This is a genomic window from Lacinutrix sp. WUR7 (assembly GCF_016864015.1).
In the GTDB taxonomy this organism is placed as follows: domain Bacteria; phylum Bacteroidota; class Bacteroidia; order Flavobacteriales; family Flavobacteriaceae; genus Oceanihabitans.
The window spans coordinates 1,641,851-1,660,185 of record NZ_CP045067.1; the positions used below are offsets into that span (position 1 = coordinate 1,641,851).

Genomic DNA, 18,335 nt, shown 5'->3' on the forward strand with positions numbered 1-18,335 from the left:
ATAATAATGGTTAAGAGTCTTTTTTTGACTATTTTTGCAGCAATATGCAAGAATTAAAACTTTCAGATTGGTTACCTACCACAAACAAAGAGGTGAAAATACGCGGTTGGCAAGAACTGGACGTCATACTTTTTAGTGGTGATGCCTATGTAGATCATCCAACGTTTGGTCCAGCGGTTATTGGACGTATGTTAGAAAGTTTTGGCTTGCGTGTAGCTATTGTTCCGCAACCTAATGTGAACGATAATCTTCAGGATTTTGTAAAACTTGGTGCTCCAAAATTATTTTTTGGTGTTACCGGTGGTTGTATGGATCCTATGATTAGCAATTATAATGCAAATAAAAAACGAAGAGATAAAGATGCCTATACGCCAAATGGTGATATTGGTTTTCGTCCAGATTATGCTACTTCTGTCTACTCCAAAATATTAAAAGAAAAATGGCCAGATACCCCAGTTTTAATTGGTGGTATTGAAGCGTCTTTACGTCGTGTTACCCATTACGATTATTGGAGTGATCAACTAATGCCTTCTATTTTAGAAACTTCTAAAGCCGATATGTTAGTGTACGGAATGGGGGAACAACCCTTGCGTGAAGTAGTGCGTTTATTAGAAAAAGGAGTTCCTTTTAATAGTATTAATACGGTGAATCAAACTGCTGTATTAATGAATAAAGATGAAAAAATTCCGAAAAACAGTAACTGGGAAGATATTGAAATACAGTCTCATGAAGTTTGTTTAAAGGATAAGAAAAAATACGCATCCAATTTTAAAGTCATCGAGCAGGAATCGAATAAATTAGCTGCAAGACGAATTTTTCAAAAAATAGGGGATAAGACGTTGATGATCAATCCGCCATATCCTACCATGACAGAAGCTGAAATTGATGCTTCTTTCGATTTACCATATACAAGATTACCACATCCAAAATATAATAAACGTGGACCAATTCCTGCGTTCGAAATGATTAAGTTTTCCATCAACATTCACAGAGGATGTTTTGGTGGTTGTAGCTTTTGTACCATTTCGGCACATCAAGGAAAATTTATTGCGTCACGTAGTAAAGAATCTATTTTAAAAGAAGTAGATACGGTTGCAAATATGCCTGACTTTAAAGGTTATTTGAGTGATATTGGAGGCCCAAGTGCTAACATGTATCAAATGAAAGGGAAAGTACAATCTATTTGCGATAAATGTGTTGCGCCTAGTTGTATTTCGCCAGTAATATGTAGTAATTTAGATACGTCACATAAGCCTTTAACCGAATTATATCAAGCAGTAGATAGTCATCCAAAAGTAAAAAAATCCTTTATTGGTTCTGGAATTAGACACGATATGTTAGTGCCAGAATTCAACAAAAATGCAGATCCAAAAGAGCTAGATGCATATACCGAAGAAGTGATGACGAAGCATGTTTCTGGCCGACTAAAAGTAGCGCCAGAGCATACTAGTGATCCAGTTTTAAAACTGATGCGTAAGCCTTCGTTTAAATACTTTCATAAGTTTAAAGAGCGTTTTGATAAGATTAATGTAGCGAAGAATTTAAAGCTTCAGCTGATACCCTATTTTATATCGAATCATCCTGCTTGTGAAGTAGAAGATATGGCAAATCTAGCTGCCGAAACCAAAGATATGGGTTTTCAGCTAGAACAAGTACAAGGTTTTACACCAACCCCAATGACAGTAGCAACGGTAATTTATTATTCTGGTTACCATCCATATACCCTTAAAAAAGTAAATACGCCAATTACACGAAAAGAGAAAGATGAACAACATCGTTTTTTCTTTTGGTATAAAGACGAAAATAAAGCGTGGATAAAAAAGACTTTAAATAGGTTAGGACGTGAAGATTTACTGAAAGTATTACTTCCTGAAAAAGATGAAAAGTGGCGTAAAAACAAACCTTCAGGTGAGGCTAAAAATACGTTTAATGATGCCGTGGCTCCTATTCCTTTTAACCAACGTAAGAATAAGGTGAAGTATAAAGGGAAGAAGAAGAAGAGAAGATAATTTTTTAAAAATGCTATTACGCTACGTATTTCTTTGAATTTTTAGGAGTTAATTTTAAGAAAAACTATTAATCAACAATAATGGATGAGCTATATTCTAGGGATATCTGCATTTTATCATGATGCAGCTGCATGCTTATTAAAAAATGGTAAAATAGTTGCCGCAGGGCAAGAGGAAAGGTTTTCCAGAATAAAACATGATCAACAATTTCCGATACAGGCAATTCATTTTTGCTTAAAAGAAGCGCATATTGATATTTCGAAAATAGATTTAATCGTTTTTTACGAGAAGCCTTTTTTAAAATTTGATCGTATAATTAATAGCATTCAAAAGACAACACCATTTGCTTTTAACCATTTTAGAAAAGTAATAAAGTCGTGGACGAAAACAAAATTATGGATACCAGTTGTAATAAAAAAAGAGCTTAATTACCACAAAGAAATTATTTTTTCTGAGCACCATGAAGCACATGCTGCCGGAAGTTTTTTTACATCACCATATACCAAAAGTGCCATTATTACGATAGATGGGGTTGGAGAAAAAGCATGTACCACAATTGGCGTTGGAGAAGGTAGTAAAGTTACTATTTTAAAGGAACAACATTATCCGCATTCTTTCGGACTTTTATATAGTGCATTCACGCAATATTGTGGTTTTAAAGTGAATTCTGGTGAGTATAAGCTAATGGGTTTAGCGCCTTACGGAAAGCCTGTTTACAAAGATTTAATCTTAGAAAACTTTGTTACAATTACGAAAAAAGGAGAAGTAATATTAAACCTTAAATATTTTTCCTTCGAAAAAGGAAATACCACAATTAATAACGAGTTTTGTAACGTTTTTAAGCGTCCTGCGAGATTACCAGATGAAGAATTAGATGCTTTTTATAAAGATGTTGCTAGTTCTATTCAAGCAGTAACCGAAGATTTTATTAGTACGCTAGCAAATTATGCTAAAGAAATTACTGGTTTAGATGCTTTATGTATGTCTGGTGGCGTTGCATTAAATTGTAAGGCAAATGGAGAATTATTATTAAAAGAAGATATTTTTAAAAATATTTGGGTGCAGCCAGCATCTGGAGATAGCGGAACCGCAATTGGAGCTGCATATATTGGTTGGTATCATTATTTAGGTAATAAGCGAGAAGTAGTAAATAATGCGTTACAAGATCAAGTGTATTTAGGACCTTCGTTTACAGATGAAGAAATAGAAACGCTACTGCGTAAATATGCAATCCAGTATGATTACCAAAATAACGACGTTTTATGCGATACTATTTCTACGCATTTAGAAAATAAAAGGATAATAGGATGGTTTCAAGGTAGCATGGAATTTGGTCCTAGAGCTTTAGGCAATCGAAGTATTTTGGCAAACCCTTTGTATGAAGACATGAAAAGTCATGTAAATATGCGCATCAAAAAAAGGGAAGGTTTTAGGCCGTTTGCACCCATCGTGTTACAAGAAAAAGCAAAAGATTGGTTTATTAATTGCAAGCAATCTAAGTACATGCTTTTTACCTTTAAAAGTGATATGTATTCTAAAATTCCTTCTTGTATTCATGAAGATAATACGGCAAGAGTGCAAACTTTAGAAAAAGAAGACAACCCGTTATTGCATCAGCTTATTTCTAAATTTGATAAGAAAACACAATGTCCAGTTTTAATAAACACCTCTTTTAATGTAAGAGGAGAACCTATAGTTGCTATTCCTGAAGATGCTTTGAAATGTTTTTTTCAAACCGATATGGATGTTTTAGTTTTAGGGAATTTTATTATATTAAAAAGCGAAAATGCTACTAATATAGATACTGCGTTAACAGAAATTAAAGAATATGCGTTGGATTAAAAACATATATGACGAGGTACATCAGAATAGTATTCAAATAAAAAAACAAAAACAGTTTGGACTGTTGCTGCTTGTAATTATGGTTGTTCTTTTAATGGTTTCCTTTTATAAGAATGGTTTTTTACTAGATAGAAAACAGTTATGGTTGGCATCTAGTTTGGTTATTATTGGGTTAATAACTTTTTTAGTGCCAAAAATATTTTATCCTCTTTTAGTAATATGGCTATGTATTGGTGCTGTGTTAGGAGAGATTACTTCGTTTATTATTCTAGGAATTTTGTATTATTGTTTTATTACCCCAATTACTTTCTTTTTGAGAATAAAAAACAAAAAAGAATATAGTAGTGGTTGGATTACTAAGCAAACTACCATGGATTATAAAAAATTATCATAGATGAGCAGTAAATCAGCAATCTTCTTAGAGTTTATGAAATTCTTAATGGAGCAAAAGAAATATTGGTTAATACCTATTATTGTTGTTTTAATACTGTTAATGGCATTGGTTTTATTTACAGAGAATTCGGTATTATCACCATTTGTTTATACCTTATTTTAGTGGTGTATTCTTTCTATTTAGGATTTCCATTTTAATAACATTAACCATTTCTTGGGCTAGTATTGTATTTCCTTTTTCTTCGGTATGACAAAAGTCTGTAAACAGCGTATTGCTATTGTTATCAAAGGCTAAGTGTAGATCTATAAAAGAATCTGTGTTTTTTAATATAGAATCTTCAAGGATAATTTTATAGGTTTCCTCATAAAGAGCTTCCTTAAAACTAGCGTTTTCTTTCTCTGTTTTCTCAAAATCAGTTAGTATATGTTTTGTAAAAATAGTTGGCTGAAAAAAGTTAAATACTTTAAAATTGTAGTTAGCGCTAATAGGGTCTGAATAAATAATATGATTGCGGTAATTTGCTGCAATTTTTTTGGATAGCGATGTTACATCTATACTTTTTTTAGGAGTAGCTATTTTTTTACGTAGATATTGTACGAACCTATACGTATAACTAGATTTAAGGAACAATTGCGTTCTTTTAGAATAGCTTCTTATGGTATTAAATTCCATATTTCTATTAAATGCATTTGTTGGGATTCCAGCATCATTATTGTTAAATGCAGCTAAAACCTCATTAACGCCATCAAGAAATATCGCTATATCTGGAATGTTGTTTTTTAATACTTCTTGGCTTAACTGTATCGCTTCCATATCTCTTTGATAGCCTTGAACACCAAAATTTGTAATCTCAAAATTGGTATCTGGAAACGCTTTAATCAAAAGGTTAGATAGTATAGAAGGTATGGTTGTTTCGTCTGTAGTTCCTATGCCATACATGGTAGAACCTCCAAAGCAAAATATTTTTATGGGAGCTAATGTATCGTTAACTTTATGTTGTGTTGTTTTACGTTGTCCTAAATTATTAATGGTATTAAATTTTCCTTGAAATGGTTTATGCGAATAATGCAAGTAAGGCGTCCATTGCATTTCTATTGCATTGTATTCCTGATACATTGTCTTTGTATCCGTTGCGCTCATATTGTCATGCACTTTAGCTTCTATTTTACCAGCAATTTTATGCTCGTATTTTTTTGCATCGTTATAAGTATACATGGCGGCAAGTATGCATTCTAATAGGATTAATAGAATTCCTATATTCCTAAGTACAATCCAAATATCCTTTAATTTACTTTGCATTTGTTTCTATTTTAAAAATATAATTTTTTTCTGCTAGCACTTTTTTTTCAAAAACAGATGTTAGTTTCAAGTGATGCATTGTAGCTATATTATTGATTTTTTCAATATTGCAATCTTGCGATAAAATCATTAAAATAGAAGCGTCATTTCTTTTTGATACTTGCTGAAATGCTTTTTTAAAGTATTCGAAATCTGCACCACAAAACCAAGCTTTTTCCTTCATAGATTTTGGTGTTTTGGGATAGTATGGAGGATTGATAATAATCCAATCAAAAGGAGCGACATCTAATGCCTCAAATAAATCGGAATATGTTGTTTTTACTAACAAGTTATTTGCTTCTGCAGCAGTATCTAAGGCTTTTAATGCTTTTTTATTAATGTCTGAAGCAGTAACAATCGCTCCTTTAGAAGCTGCGAATAACGAAATAATACCAGAGCCACAGCCTAATTCTAAAAACGTTTTATTTTTTAAATCTAAGTGAGCAATATAGTCTAATAATATTTTTGTACTAATAGTATGATGCGGTGGAAATACACTAGGAACCACTTTAACGGTAATGCCTTTATACGAATAGTTCCTTGTTTTAGAAAAATAGCTTTCTGTTAAAAATTTAAAAAAAGGATGGGTGATATGTTTTATGAATTTGCGTATCATTCGGAATAAAAACCTTCTATTTCTGGTTGGCGGTATTTCCAAATTTTATGCAATACCTTAATTTCATAAGGATATTTATAAAATCCAGAATGGTATCTTAATTTAGAAATCCCTTTTAAGATTGTTTTTTTATAACCGCGAATTCTAAAATCGGAAACCGTAGGGTAATAGCCATTTAAAACCGTTTCAAAATTCTTGATAGTGTCAATCATATAGGGTTTTAGCCAAGGAGTTAACGGATTTTTTCTTAGGTCAAAATTTTCCCAACTAGGAGCTATCCATTCTTCTAATGTTTCCGGAAATGAAAATCCGGCATCTAAAATTTGTTGGTATAATTCTGAACCTTCGGTTGGAACCGGACTGTATAAGTAGATGATAATTTCGGCATTTGGATTAATCGTTTTAATTTCTTTTATAAAATTAATATCCCAAAGGATTTGATCGTACACCTCCTTTTCTGTTTTTGCGGGCATTCCTAAAACAAAAGATAATTCTGGAATAATGTCTACATCTTTCATGCGTTTTACAAAATCCTTAATCATTTGACCAGACTGTGTGCCTCCTTTATTCATTTGTTTTAAAACTTCGTCATTCCCGGTTTCCGCTCCTAAAAACATCATTTTACAACCCGCTTTTCGCATGAGATGTAAATCTGCATCCGAATATTTATTTAAGGTGTCAATTCTACCTTCTCCCCACCATTCGATGTTATCATTCAATACCAGATTAGAAAATTCAAGTACTCGTTTTTTAGAAGTAAAAAAGTTGTTATCGTGAAACTCTATCGCGTCAATATTATGTTTTTCTTTAAAGTAAGTAACATCTTCGTAAATTCTATTGGCAGACATGCCTTTCCATTTTGCATTGTAAATGGGCACTACAGCGCAAAAAGAACAGGTAAAAGGGCAACCCATGCTGGAGTGGTAAGACAGTGTTTTTTGCCCCATAAATGTTTTTGCTAAATAGTTCTTTACCGGATAGAAACTATTTAAATACACGTATGGAAATTTTGCTAACGTGTCTTGATTTAGCAATGCTTCGACAGCTGTTTTATGATTCGCTCCTTGCTTATCTTGATAAATTAGATTTTTAATTTTTGGAATCTGGTCTACTTGTTCGTTTTCTAAAGCCTCAATTAATTGCGGAAATGTATTATCTCCTGGGCCATTAACAATATAATCTACATACCCTGAATTTAAACAAGATTTGTATTGGTTTGCTGGGAAATATCCTCCCCATATGGTGATTGTATTTGGGTATATTTCTTTTATTTTTTTTGAAAAAGGAATGGCTTGTTTTAGTTGTGGTCCTGGCATTACTGTACTGCAAAAGTATTTGTAGTCGCCAGTTTTAAAATAATTATTTATGGTTTCCCATGGATCTTTTTCTAGATTACCATCTACAAAAACGTAGTCGTGTTTTCCGTGTATAGCAGCTCCAACCTGTAAAATAGAATTTGGAATTCTATGCTTACCGTTTGCACTTTTTGGGTTGAATAATATTATTTTGTTAGACAAATTATTATTTTTGAATTAAGTAATTAGGGTTTTATTCATAATGTTATAGCTCGAATCTTTCTTTGATTCTTGAGCAAATTTAACACTTCATAAGTTTAAATAATCCGTAGCGTCATCCTTTTATTAAAAACCATCTGGAGTCATAAAAATTAGTACGTGGAAAGCTATTAAAAAGAAAAATCTTTGTTTTATTCATCAATTTTATACTTTAGAGCATAAAACATGCAAAACAATTGTGAAATTGCATTGGCTAACATTACACCGGTTACATTATAATCTAAATATAGAAATAATAATGACAATAGGAGGTTGATGATAAAACTAAAAACACATATTCTCGCCACAATAGATTCCTTTTTATTCCTTATTAAATTGTAAATATGTGTCGTGTATACATAGGAAGGGAAACTTATAAAATAGCCAATACATATTTGCAAAAGACTTAGTTTTATTTTATAACCATACCAAAGCGTTGCGTAAATAATACCAACCATAATAAGGTTAATAATTATACCATATTTAATTATTAAGGTTTTTAAATTCTTAATACTTTCCCCTTTTAGTCGATAAAAATTTTTTACAAAAGGAAAGGATAATAGCGTTACCAAGGATTGTGCGAAAATATAGAAACCGGAAATAATTTGATATTCGCCTAAAGGCTTGCCATCGTAGAAAAAACTGTAAGCATATACATCTATCTTCGATTGTAAAAATCCGGAAACGCCTAAAATAAAAAATGGAAAACTTAACAATAGCATATGAAGTTGGAAACTGATTTTTTCAAACTTCAAAAAGGAATGATAATAAATAATAGATACCATAGCCTTTATACCAATGCTAATGGCATAACTCTTTATTAAAAGTGTTAGGTCTAATTCGTTTTTTAGTAAAAGTAGTTGCGTAATAAGAGCAATAAAACCAATAGCCTCAATGCTAATAGATTTTATATAATCTCGATTATAATAGATTATGGATAAAAAGGAATTATGAAGGAATGCACCAAATAACCATAATATTAAGTATAAAAACAAGTGTTTTGGATACAAGAAATATAGTGCTATAATAAACAGTATGCAGATTGGTAATCTTGCTAGAAAAAGCTGTTGCCAATTGCTAGTCATTTCCTTGGGGTTTTCACTAAAAACTCTAAGTAAATAGTTCTTATTTCCCCAGCCACTAATAACCGTGGCAATTAGAAAAAACAACAAATATTCTACAAAATTCCCCCAAAGGTTCTTAGAGAAATAATTAACGATTATAAAGGAAAAAGAAATGGAAAATATAGGATTTAAAACACTCCTAAAACCATTAATTAGTATAGGTAATAAACGAATTGTGAGTTTTTTAAGTTGTTTTTTTGCCATTTAGAAAAACTTGTAAAACAAGATTAGCAATTTAAGTTATTTCTAAAGCATTTATAGATATATTAGTGATTAATGTTATTTTTGGCTTAACAATGAAAAACCTGTTTACAAAGTATCGTACTACATTCGTTTCGCTTTTGCCTATACTCTTGTTTTTGGGTTATTTTTTTTATAAATCATTATCCTTTCCGCTACACGACTTTGCAAATAGTTATTTTCCAGCATATATTGTAGCAAATGCTAGTCATCCAGATACCATTTTATTTGATATCTATGCGTACAATAATTACATATGGAATGTAGGTTACCCAGAAGTATTAGCCGATTTTTATATCAATTCTCCGTTTAATGTTATCGCTTTTTATCCTTTTGTTTTTATTGAAAACGCATATATAGCCAAAGCTGTTTTTAATAGTATTAGTATGCTGCTTTTTGTTTTTTCTATAGTTGCATTGTATAAAAGGTATGGAGAGAAGTCGTCTTTATTACTCTATGTATTACCGTTTTTGTTTTATACACCACTAAGAAATCAAATGCTATTTGGTCAAACTTATTTCTTAGTTTTTGCGCTAATTGTTTTTAGTTTTTTAAGGCTAGAAAAAGCAAGAAATAAAACGGGTGGTTTATTATTAACTTTAGCAGCTTTACTTAAAGTATTTCCTGTGTTTTATGGAATAATATTAGTTTTTAATACGAATAGAAAGGCTATTGTTTTTGCTTTTATTAGTGGATTCGTTTTGTTGTTTTTTGGAATATGGATAACAGGAACACCGCTTTGGCAGGTTTACTTTTTGGAAGTCATACCAAATGTGATTGCAAATAAAAGTACTGTGAATTTTCAATTCAATGCGCAATCTTTAGACGTGTTTTATAAAACGCTTTTTGTGCAAGATGCTTATTACAATCCCAATGTGCTTTTTAATAGTGAAAGATTATATTTTCTAGCAAAATGGATCACTAAGTCCGTCATCCTAGGATTCGCCATTTCAATGAGTTTTAAAGCGAAGAAAGAGATTTTAACCTTGCTTTCTATATGGATTGTTACTTTGTTTCTAGTGCAATCTAGAACTGCTACTTATGCGCAGATTTTGTGGATTATTCCGGCGTTCTACGTCTTTAATGCGAACTGGAATAAAGTGAAAAAAGTAAGTTTCTTTCTCCTTCTATTTGTAATGTGTAATGTCCCAATGTCACTATTAGAAGATCTACCGGTTTTATTGCGTTTTTCTAGAATGTGGCTCTCGCTTCTTTTAGCTATTCTATTATTTTCAAATATGGTTAAGTGTAAACCTTTATGGTGCATTGGCGCTTTATTCGTTTTATTATTACCACTTCATTTGGATATGTTTCAGGAACAAAAAATAGATGCTTCGAAGTATGTTTTAGAGGAGCAAAAGTATTTTATGATTTATGATTTTTCCAAAAGCGGAAACGTATTAACATACGCTGCGCTTGGAAAATCAGGGAAGGAAATCATACAAACGGAAATTCCAATTTATACTTTTGATAAGACAGCTTGCACCATTGAAAATAATCAAATTTTATACCACGGAAAACCAATTACAAACGATCCTTCTTTAAAGAAAAAACCTGTTTTAATAAATAATAGTGAAGTGTATTATCTTACCGATTCTAAGTCGCGAAGAGGTGCATTTACTTTAAAAAAATTGCATCTAAACATAAAAGATTGAAAGCATTTCTGAAATATTATCTTAAAGATCGAATTGTTTTGTTCAAAAAAACAATGCAACTTCGTTTTTCAAAAACCAAAAAGCCCATAATAATTCATACCATGGGTAAAGTAGGGTCGTTAAGTGTTTATACCTCTTTAAAAAGAAGTTTAGCTACAACGCCAATATTTCACACCCATAATTTAAATGTAAAGGAAGTAAAAAAAGATGTTTTATTTTGCTTTGAAAATGGTGTGTATCCAGGAAGTAGAAGTCCTGTTTTTTTAATAGATAAATATATATTGAAAAAGCAAAGGCCTTTTAAAGTCATCACTTTGTTTAGAGATCCTATTGAACGAAATATTTCTGCTTTTTTTGATGCTTTTCAAATTTATGTTGGTGTTTCTCCAGAAGGATATCAAGGAGATTTGAAGACCTTAGAAAAGTTGTTTTTTCAACAATTGCCACATGCCTATCCATTACAATGGTATGAGGATTATATGTTAAAAGATCTAGATTTTGATGTGTATACCCAGGATTTTGATGCAGAAGCAGGGTTTCAAATTATAAAACAAGAGCAAAATGAAATGCTTCTAATGCATTGTGATTTAGCCGATGCTGAAAAGGAAAAATTAATAAAAACGTTTTGTGCTGTTTCCAATTTCCAATTAACAAATACCAATGTGAGAGCAGCAAGTGCATCTTCCGATTTATATATAGCATTTAAAAATTATATGCAATTTCCAGAGGAATATATACAAGACATGTATACTTCAAAATATGCGATGCATTTCTTTTCGGAAAAGCAAAGAAATGTCGCAATAGAAAAATGGACAAAAAAAGAGTAAATCTATCGTTTAAAGAAATCCCTTTATTGCGAGGGAAACAATGGAAAACGAAATAATTTGTTCTTTTCAAGAACGTATTTTATCGAAACGCTAAGCACGCCAAAACCATAAATATCACTTCTTTTAAAGTTTATAGACGAAGCTTCTTCAAAATATTTTGCCGGACAGGAAATTTCACCAATCCTTGCTTTTAAGAAACAGCATTGGGCTAAAATTTCATTATCGAAAACAAAGTCGTTGGAATTCGAATTATAATCGATTTTCTTAAGTATTTCTACATTAAAACAACGATAACCAGTATGGTATTCGGATAGTTTTTGAGACATCAAAATATTTTGAAAAAGCGTTAAAAACCGATTCGAAATATACTTGTATAGCGGCATGCCATTTTTAACAGCGCCTTCACTCAAAATTCTGGAACCCAAAACAACATCATGCACATTATTAGCGACTAAACTACACATGGCTGGTATTAATTTTGGCGTGTATTGATAGTCTGGGTGTAGCATAATTATAATATCTGCATGTAGTTCTAACGCTTTATTATAACAAGTTTTTTGATTGCCGCCATAACCTATGTTTTTATGGTGCGTAATAACGTGTTTTATACCCAGTAATTTTGCTATTTCTACCGTATTATCAGAACTAAAATCATCGGTAAGAATAACATCATCCACAATATCTAAAGGAATTTCCTTATAGGTTTGTTCGATGGTTTTTGCCGCATTATATGCAGGCATTACCACAACTATTTTCTTATTATTTATCACTAGTTAAATGATTTACTTCTTGGGTGGAATGCTCTCTAACATCCCCAGAAACTGCTATTGCTTTTAATGGCGAAAAGGGCGCCACATCTATTCGATGGTATAAATCTCCTAAAAACGGAAATTCATGATGTTGATGTGTTTTTAAACCTTTCAACTTCTTTTTTACTTCCCTTTCTTCCATTTGCCATTCTAAACTTAATCGTTGCGAAGAAGGTTCTAGAAAAGAGATATATAATAATTCGGTGAGTGTATGTTGTTGCTTTTTGGAATAGTCTACATTGTATTTTAACTGTTTTTTATTCGCATGAAAAGTATCTCTAGCAGCAATCATTTTTTGTTGTAATGCTTCCGTAGTTAAAAATCCATTTACATCTTTTTGGTCTCTAAATAATTGGTTTAGGTTAGATTCGTGACACCAAATACATTTTCCTGGTTTTCCAGCTTTGGTATGTTTCTTATCGGCAACATTTTTTCGGATTCCTTTTTCGTCGTAAATCCCAAATCGTAATTGTCCATTTTTTAGTAATTCAATAGTTTCAAACTCATAAATGATTTTAGTGATCGAATCTATTTCTTCCGAAATCCAAAGTTGATTAAATTCGGATGCTTCCGAAAAATAAATTACGCGATCTTGGAGACCAATACTAGAATTATTGATGTATCCTTTTTGCGGATTAAGCGTATAATTTTCCTTTAACTGTTTTAAAGTTTTTGGCGTTTCTATAAGTGCGTAATAATGCTCCGGACTCGCAAGAAGTAATGTGATAAAGCGACCTAGATCTATTGTTTTGTTTTTTCGGTATGCTTCCGTTTTTTTTATTTTTAATATCAGTTTCTCAAATACTTTGTTTGCAGTAGGACTGAAACCTATGTTTTGTGTTTGCAAAGTAATTGTGTTTTCAGAAACTTGCATGTTTTTAGAAGCATTGCAAGGTGTGTTTGCGCCAACATAAGATAAAGCCCATTCTAGACCAATAACCGCTTTATCTATAGTATCTTCTTCATAAGATTTATTCCATTTTATCTTTAAAAAAGTCACCTCGATGTCTTCTGTATACGGACTTTTACAAGAGACCAAAAGGCAAGTTATTAGTAGAAGTATCGTTGTTCTCATTGGTTTAATTTCATTATTTTGAAAGCAGTAAAAGATTTTGCTTTTAGTTTAAATAGCTTCCGTTTATTTGCTTTTGGTTTTAATCTTTCTTTGTTATAGTTTACTTCATTAACTATGTGTTTAATAGCATAATCGTAAAATTTAGATGGATACGTTCTGGTAAAATCTATATCTCTATCTGTAGATGTTTCCCAATTTGGTTGCACGGTAATTTTGGCTTCCACTTCATTATATAGGGATGTTCCTTTTATGGGATATGCCTTTGTAATTGTAAAATGTGTCGGATTTGCTTCTTTTAAATAAATGGTTGTAGCTTGAATATCTTCTAAAGTTTCTCCAGGGTAGCCAACCATAATAAAAGTGCCGGTTTCTATGCCTAAAGCGTTGGTTTTTTGAATGGCTTCTTTAACCACATGCACATCGACACGTCTGTCCATGGCATCAATGATTTTTTGCGATCCACTTTCTGCACCAATCCAAATTCTATAACAACCTGCTTCTTTTAAAAGTTGTAAGACTTCGTCGTTTAAACGTTCTGCTCTGGTAATGCATTCAAAAGGAATAATAGCATCTTGTTTTAGTACTTCTTCATGAAATTCTTTAATCCATTTATGACTCACCGTAAACACGTCATCTACAAACCAAATGCTATCCGGATTATAGGTGTCTTTCAATATTTTTAACTCTGCAGCAACCATTTCTGCTGGACGCCTTCTATAGCTTTGTCCGTAAACAGCTGTGCTACACCATTTGCAGGTATACGGACAACCACGTTGTGTGCTTACCGTCATCGAGCTTTTTTGATGGTGCGTTTTCCAAGTTTCTAAATATTTATCTATAGGAATTGCCGCTCTGTTAGGTAAAGGCAAGTCTTGTAGACTCTTCATTTTTACTCTTGGTGGTGTTTTTTTAACAACACCAGCTTCTAGATATGCAATTCCGGTAATTTCGGTATATGGCTTGTTTTCAATAATGGCATTATAAAGCTCTAAAGTAGTTTGCTCTCCTTCGCCAATAATTAAAAAATCTGCTCCTGTCTTTAAATAGTTATTGCAGTTATAGGTAATATCTGGACCTCCTAAAATAATTTTTGGAAAGCCATATTTTTCTTCTGTTTTTAATGTTTTAACCAGTTTAATAACATTAATTTTTGTCATTAAATTCGTATAAATAGCAACGGCCTTTGGTTGTTTCTCTTCTATAAAAGCAAGTTGTTTTTCTTTGGTATAAAATGTAGAATCGTATAAGTGATTGGTAGTGTTGTTTTCGTTTAAAAATGCAGAAATATATAACAAGCCAAGCGGAGCATAAGGCTTCATGATAAGCTGCTCTTTTGGGTCTTCGAATATGTAATAGGCATGTGTAAGTACGATACTCATTATGGTATTCTGTATTTTATTTTTTGGTTAACTCTATTAAAAAATGATCTGCATATTTTGCCCAAAAAGCACCTGTTACAATAGTGTCTATTCCTTTAAAAATAGATAATAACGGTTTTTTTGCCAAAATGGAATTTTCAAGATACGAAGGCGGAATAGCCAAACCAATAGGTTTTATCTTGTTTACCGTAAATCCTTTTTTTGTTAAAGATAAGATTTCTTTAGGATTGTAATACCACGTTTTTACAGTAACGCCATCCACAGGTACGGCTAAGCTTTGGTCGGTATTTCTTCTATTCGCTTTTTTAAATTGGCCTTTTGCCGAAAAGTAAATTTTTTCCCAAAGGCATTTTTTAGGCATAATAACTAAGATGAGCTTTCCATTTGGTGCAAGTAGCTGGTTCGCTGTTTTCAGGAATTGCTCCAGTTGCGTTTTAGCTAAACAGTTTAAACCACCAAAATTGGAAAAAATAAGATCGAACTTTTGGTCAAACGAAGCAGTACTTAAAAGGTTGATATCTTGCACTCGAAAAGTTACCTTGTCTGCATTATTTTTTGCTTTGGCAACTTTAATCATTCCTTCCGAAATATCGGTAGCAATAACAGAATGTCCTAATTTTGAAAAATGAATGGCATCTTCTCCTGTACCGCAATTGAGTTCTAAAACACGAAGCTTTTTTTCTGTATTTAATAACGGATTGACATACGTAAATACACGCTTTCGTTGCGCTTTTCCAATGTTCGAAAATGTAAACGTATCGTCATACTGTTTAGACGCATTGTCAAAATCGTTATGCATTTGAAGGTTTCATTTTTTTTAATTGCAATTTATCTACAAAAGCAGAAGGCACATAATACACTAGTTTTAGTATCGATTTTATATGATTCGTATTAAAATGCTTTAGATTCTCCAAGCCTTGGCTAATTCTATATTCTTTATGTACATAGCGTTGCAGTTTTTTGTAAAAAGCAGAGCTATACGTGCCTTTAAAAAGCATGGCAAGATCATCAGAATCTGTCCAATTTGCCTTTAACTTTAAATCGTCTTTTACTAGATCATAAAACTTGGTTCCTGGCAAAGGATAGGAAACCGAAACACCAATATTATCTGGAACAAGTTCTTTAATCATGCTAATGGTTTTAGCAATATCTTCTTTGGTTTCTCCTAAATAGCCAAACTGAATAAAGAATGCGACACGAATATTTTTCGCCTTTAGTAATTTTGTTGCTTCATAGATCTGCTCGACTTTGGTGTCTTTATCCATGGCATCTAAAATAGCCTGAGAACCACTTTCTGCACCAACCCAAACTTCTTCTAATCCGCTTTCTGCTAGCGCATCAATAGTGTCTTCTTTTAATAATAAATCGACACGACTTTGTATGTAATAAGAAATGGAAAGCTTTTCTTTTTTAAGCGATGTATTAAAATGTTGTACCCAATTTGGTTTCAGTCCAAAAATATCATCACATATCCAAAAGCGTTGTACGTCATACGTTTCGCTGAGGTGTTTAATATGTTTGGTGATGTATTCTGGCGAATGCGAATTATAACGATTGCCATAAATAGGCTTTGCACACCAATTGCATTTGTAAGGGCAACCTCTTGTGGTGGCAATATTTAAGGTAAAATCACTTCCGCTTTGTTTCCATATCGCTTTGTACGCTTCCATATCTACCAAATCCCAAGCAGGAAGCGGAAACTCATCTAAGTCTTTGGTTACTATTCGTTTTTTAGTTTTTATAATTTCTCCATCTTGTTGGTAAACAAGACCGTTTATAATGGAAGTATCGTCGTTTTTAGTGAGTGCATCTAACAATTCTTTTAAGCTAACTTCTCCTTCTCCTTGAATAATAAAATCTGCTCCAGCTTCTAGATATTTTTCATAATGATCTGTAGCATCCGAACTACAAACAATAACCTTACAATTTAACTTTTTTGCAATTTGAATCATTTCAAAAGCAGCTTCACGCATTTTGGTCAAGCACATTTTTGTTAGATAATTAAAGCCATCATCGTAAATTACAAATGTTTTTGGTTGGTGTTTTTCTAGAAATGGTTTTATCGTTTTTGGATCTTCTAAAAGGTTCGCATCAAAAAGACTAACCGTATATCCATTTTCTCTTAAATAAGAAGCAGCATAAATAGTACCTAACGGCGGAAAAGGGGTTTGGTTTTTCCATTGCTTGGCATCAAATTTATAATAATACGAATGTGAAAATACAATATCAGTCATGTTCTGGTTCTAGCATTATTTCGTGTTGTTCTTTTACTTCAAGATACTTTTTATTTAAAGCATTAATTACTTTTTTCTGAAAATTCTGCGGATGATGTTTCGATACATCTGTTGTAGATTTCATAGCAATATCCAGCTCTTTTTTACTGAGTGTTGTAAATTTATTTTTCCACTTGTTTAAGGTTACTTTTCTAAAAAAAGCTTCTAGCATATTTCCTAGTTTAGAATTGCAGATCGCTTCAATTATCTTAGTTAATACAGGTTTTTTAACTTCTATAATGCCTTCGGAATTGTTAATCGTTACATTAGGTAAGTAGTTTTTTGGCCACGTATTTTGTAGCATAAACTTTTGAAAAATAGCCTTTCCAGTGATAGGAATCAAGGTCATTAATTCGGTAGCTGTAAAAATATTCTTTTCGTGAATTTCTAAATGCTGATCACTTATAAAGTAGTTGACACAAAAGTGTTTTTTGTTGTTTCGTAAAAACACTTTTTTATAGAGTATTAAAAGCGTTCTAGCAATCCATAGTCTTTTTGTTTTGGTGATAATAAAGAAATCGAAATCCCCATCATCATCATAATACCCTTTAGAAAGTCCTCCAGATAGACTCACGCTTTCTACATAAGGGAACTTCGCAATAAATTTTGCTCTTTTAAAAGCTTTTGGGAGCACTTGTTTGGCGTGTTCGTTTCCGTTTAGTCTTCTTTTTACAATAGAATCTGTGTCTTTGTAAATGTAAAAACCATCAACATTTTTAATTACTTTTTTAAATGCTAGTTCTTGTAATTCTGCTTCTAGATTTTCCGTTTTTTCCGTTTTAGAAAATTTAAAAATCTCGTCTTTTTTCAGCGGATAATTAAAAATAGAAAAATATAATATGGCCTTTAAACTTTCCAAAAGTGTATTTTTTGTGCTTTATTAGGTTTTAATAGGTCTAATAAAGTGTAAAGTTATGGCTTTTTCTTTGTTTAAGATTTGTATTAAGTCAGTTATGTTTGTCGTTAATCTACGTTTTTTGTGTTTTTTGAAGGGGCAAGCAATACCGTTTTCCGTTTAATACCTCATAGAAATCATTATGGTGTTGCCTATATAGTCGATTTTAAAAAGTACCTTTGTGCCGTATTATTTATCAGTTGTAATTAATTGTGTTTTCGCCCTTTTTCAGCGGAATTTGAAGTCTTTTTATAAAGCATTTCAGTAATTAATAAAATACTGGTGAGCAATTCACTTTAACACGAT

At 32.0% G+C, this 18,335-nt stretch carries 16 protein-coding genes; 6 read left to right on the forward strand and 10 right to left on the reverse strand.

Going from position 1 to position 18,335, the window contains the following annotated elements:
• Positions 1-44: 44 nt before the first annotated feature.
• From FG167_RS07240 to FG167_RS07255, 4 genes are all read left to right on the forward strand, one after another.
• Positions 45-2,009, forward strand: coding sequence for a YgiQ family radical SAM protein (locus FG167_RS07240; protein ID WP_203460749.1), 1,965 nt, complete (start codon positions 45-47; stop codon positions 2,007-2,009).
• A gap of 84 nt (positions 2,010-2,093) precedes the next feature.
• On the forward strand, positions 2,094-3,851 hold the full coding sequence (locus FG167_RS07245; RefSeq protein WP_203460750.1) for a carbamoyltransferase: 1,758 nt from the start codon (positions 2,094-2,096) through the stop codon (positions 3,849-3,851).
• Positions 3,838-4,245 carry an SxtJ family membrane protein gene (locus FG167_RS07250; RefSeq protein WP_203460751.1) on the forward strand — a complete coding sequence of 136 codons (408 nt, stop codon included), beginning with the start codon at positions 3,838-3,840 and terminating at the stop codon, positions 4,243-4,245. The genes FG167_RS07245 and FG167_RS07250 overlap by 14 nt, the downstream gene beginning before the upstream one ends.
• A complete protein-coding gene (locus tag FG167_RS07255) occupies positions 4,246-4,407 on the forward strand; it encodes a DUF5989 family protein (protein ID WP_203460752.1) in 162 nt (53 codons plus the stop codon).
• Here FG167_RS07255 and FG167_RS07260 read toward each other — a convergent pair.
• From FG167_RS07260 to FG167_RS07275, 4 genes are all read right to left on the reverse strand, one after another.
• Positions 4,399-5,544 (reverse strand): SGNH/GDSL hydrolase family protein, encoded by a 1,146-nt coding sequence (locus FG167_RS07260; protein ID WP_203460753.1) that lies wholly within the window; start codon positions 5,542-5,544, stop codon positions 4,399-4,401. The genes FG167_RS07255 and FG167_RS07260 overlap by 9 nt on opposite strands.
• Entirely contained in the window at positions 5,534-6,199 is a 666-nt protein-coding gene (locus tag FG167_RS07265; RefSeq protein ID WP_203460754.1) for a methyltransferase, read from the reverse strand. The genes FG167_RS07260 and FG167_RS07265 overlap by 11 nt, the downstream gene beginning before the upstream one ends.
• On the reverse strand, positions 6,196-7,716 hold the full coding sequence (locus FG167_RS07270; RefSeq protein ID WP_203460755.1) for a radical SAM protein: 1,521 nt from the start codon (positions 7,714-7,716) through the stop codon (positions 6,196-6,198). Before FG167_RS07270 ends, FG167_RS07265 begins: the two co-directional genes overlap by 4 nt.
• A 188-nt stretch (positions 7,717-7,904) precedes the next feature.
• Positions 7,905-8,837 carry a hypothetical protein gene (locus FG167_RS07275; RefSeq protein WP_203460756.1) on the reverse strand — a complete coding sequence of 311 codons (933 nt, stop codon included), beginning with the start codon at positions 8,835-8,837 and terminating at the stop codon, positions 7,905-7,907.
• Positions 8,838-9,172: 335 nt separating this feature from the next.
• On the opposite strand from FG167_RS07275, the gene FG167_RS07280 reads away from it, so the two are divergent.
• Positions 9,173-10,771: a glycosyltransferase family 87 protein gene (locus FG167_RS07280; RefSeq protein WP_203460757.1), complete on the forward strand. Its 1,599-nt coding sequence runs from the start codon at positions 9,173-9,175 to the stop codon at positions 10,769-10,771.
• A gap of 53 nt (positions 10,772-10,824) precedes the next feature.
• Entirely contained in the window at positions 10,825-11,598 is a 774-nt protein-coding gene (locus tag FG167_RS07285) for a putative capsular polysaccharide synthesis family protein (protein ID WP_203460758.1), read from the forward strand.
• 23 nt (positions 11,599-11,621) lie between these two features.
• On the opposite strand, the gene FG167_RS07290 is transcribed toward FG167_RS07285, so the two are convergent.
• From FG167_RS07290 to FG167_RS07315, 6 genes are read right to left on the reverse strand one after another with little or no spacing between them, the layout of a single operon-like run.
• Positions 11,622-12,368, reverse strand: coding sequence for a glycosyltransferase family 2 protein (locus tag FG167_RS07290; RefSeq protein WP_203460759.1), 747 nt, complete (start codon positions 12,366-12,368; stop codon positions 11,622-11,624).
• A complete protein-coding gene (locus tag FG167_RS07295; protein WP_203460760.1) occupies positions 12,358-13,482 on the reverse strand; it encodes a hypothetical protein in 1,125 nt (374 codons plus the stop codon). Before FG167_RS07295 ends, FG167_RS07290 begins: the two co-directional genes overlap by 11 nt.
• Complete coding sequence (locus FG167_RS07300; RefSeq protein ID WP_203460761.1) at positions 13,479-14,861, reverse strand: B12-binding domain-containing radical SAM protein; 1,383 nt, start codon at positions 14,859-14,861, stop codon at positions 13,479-13,481. The genes FG167_RS07295 and FG167_RS07300 overlap by 4 nt, the downstream gene beginning before the upstream one ends.
• Before the next feature lie 16 nt (positions 14,862-14,877).
• Positions 14,878-15,660 (reverse strand): bifunctional 2-polyprenyl-6-hydroxyphenol methylase/3-demethylubiquinol 3-O-methyltransferase UbiG, encoded by a 783-nt coding sequence (locus FG167_RS07305; protein ID WP_203460762.1) that lies wholly within the window; start codon positions 15,658-15,660, stop codon positions 14,878-14,880.
• Positions 15,653-17,095 (reverse strand): radical SAM protein, encoded by a 1,443-nt coding sequence (locus FG167_RS07310; RefSeq protein WP_203460763.1) that lies wholly within the window; start codon positions 17,093-17,095, stop codon positions 15,653-15,655. Before FG167_RS07310 ends, FG167_RS07305 begins: the two co-directional genes overlap by 8 nt.
• Entirely contained in the window at positions 17,088-17,993 is a 906-nt protein-coding gene (locus tag FG167_RS07315) for a nucleotidyltransferase domain-containing protein (RefSeq protein ID WP_203460764.1), read from the reverse strand. The genes FG167_RS07310 and FG167_RS07315 overlap by 8 nt, the downstream gene beginning before the upstream one ends.
• Between the last annotated feature and the right edge of the window lie 342 nt (positions 17,994-18,335).

What these genes read in the sequence shown, in the direction of transcription:
- FG167_RS07240 (WP_203460749.1), top strand. Translation starts at nt 45, where the DNA reads ATGCAAGAATTAAAACTTTCAGATTGGTTACCTACCACAAACAAAGAG.
- FG167_RS07245 (WP_203460750.1), top strand. Translation starts at nt 2,094, where the DNA reads ATGAGCTATATTCTAGGGATATCTGCATTTTATCATGATGCAGCTGCA.
- FG167_RS07250 (WP_203460751.1), top strand. Translation starts at nt 3,838, where the DNA reads ATGCGTTGGATTAAAAACATATATGACGAGGTACATCAGAATAGTATT.
- FG167_RS07255 (WP_203460752.1), top strand. Translation starts at nt 4,246, where the DNA reads ATGAGCAGTAAATCAGCAATCTTCTTAGAGTTTATGAAATTCTTAATG.
- FG167_RS07260 (WP_203460753.1), bottom strand. Translation starts at nt 5,544, where the DNA reads ATGCAAAGTAAATTAAAGGATATTTGGATTGTACTTAGGAATATAGGA.
- FG167_RS07265 (WP_203460754.1), bottom strand. Translation starts at nt 6,199, where the DNA reads ATGATACGCAAATTCATAAAACATATCACCCATCCTTTTTTTAAATTT.
- FG167_RS07275 (WP_203460756.1), bottom strand. Translation starts at nt 8,837, where the DNA reads ATGACTAGCAATTGGCAACAGCTTTTTCTAGCAAGATTACCAATCTGC.
- FG167_RS07280 (WP_203460757.1), top strand. Translation starts at nt 9,173, where the DNA reads ATGAAAAACCTGTTTACAAAGTATCGTACTACATTCGTTTCGCTTTTG.
- FG167_RS07285 (WP_203460758.1), top strand. Translation starts at nt 10,825, where the DNA reads ATGCAACTTCGTTTTTCAAAAACCAAAAAGCCCATAATAATTCATACC.
- FG167_RS07295 (WP_203460760.1), bottom strand. Translation starts at nt 13,482, where the DNA reads ATGAGAACAACGATACTTCTACTAATAACTTGCCTTTTGGTCTCTTGT.
- FG167_RS07300 (WP_203460761.1), bottom strand. Translation starts at nt 14,861, where the DNA reads ATGAGTATCGTACTTACACATGCCTATTACATATTCGAAGACCCAAAA.
- FG167_RS07305 (WP_203460762.1), bottom strand. Translation starts at nt 15,660, where the DNA reads ATGCATAACGATTTTGACAATGCGTCTAAACAGTATGACGATACGTTT.
- FG167_RS07310 (WP_203460763.1), bottom strand. Translation starts at nt 17,095, where the DNA reads ATGACTGATATTGTATTTTCACATTCGTATTATTATAAATTTGATGCC.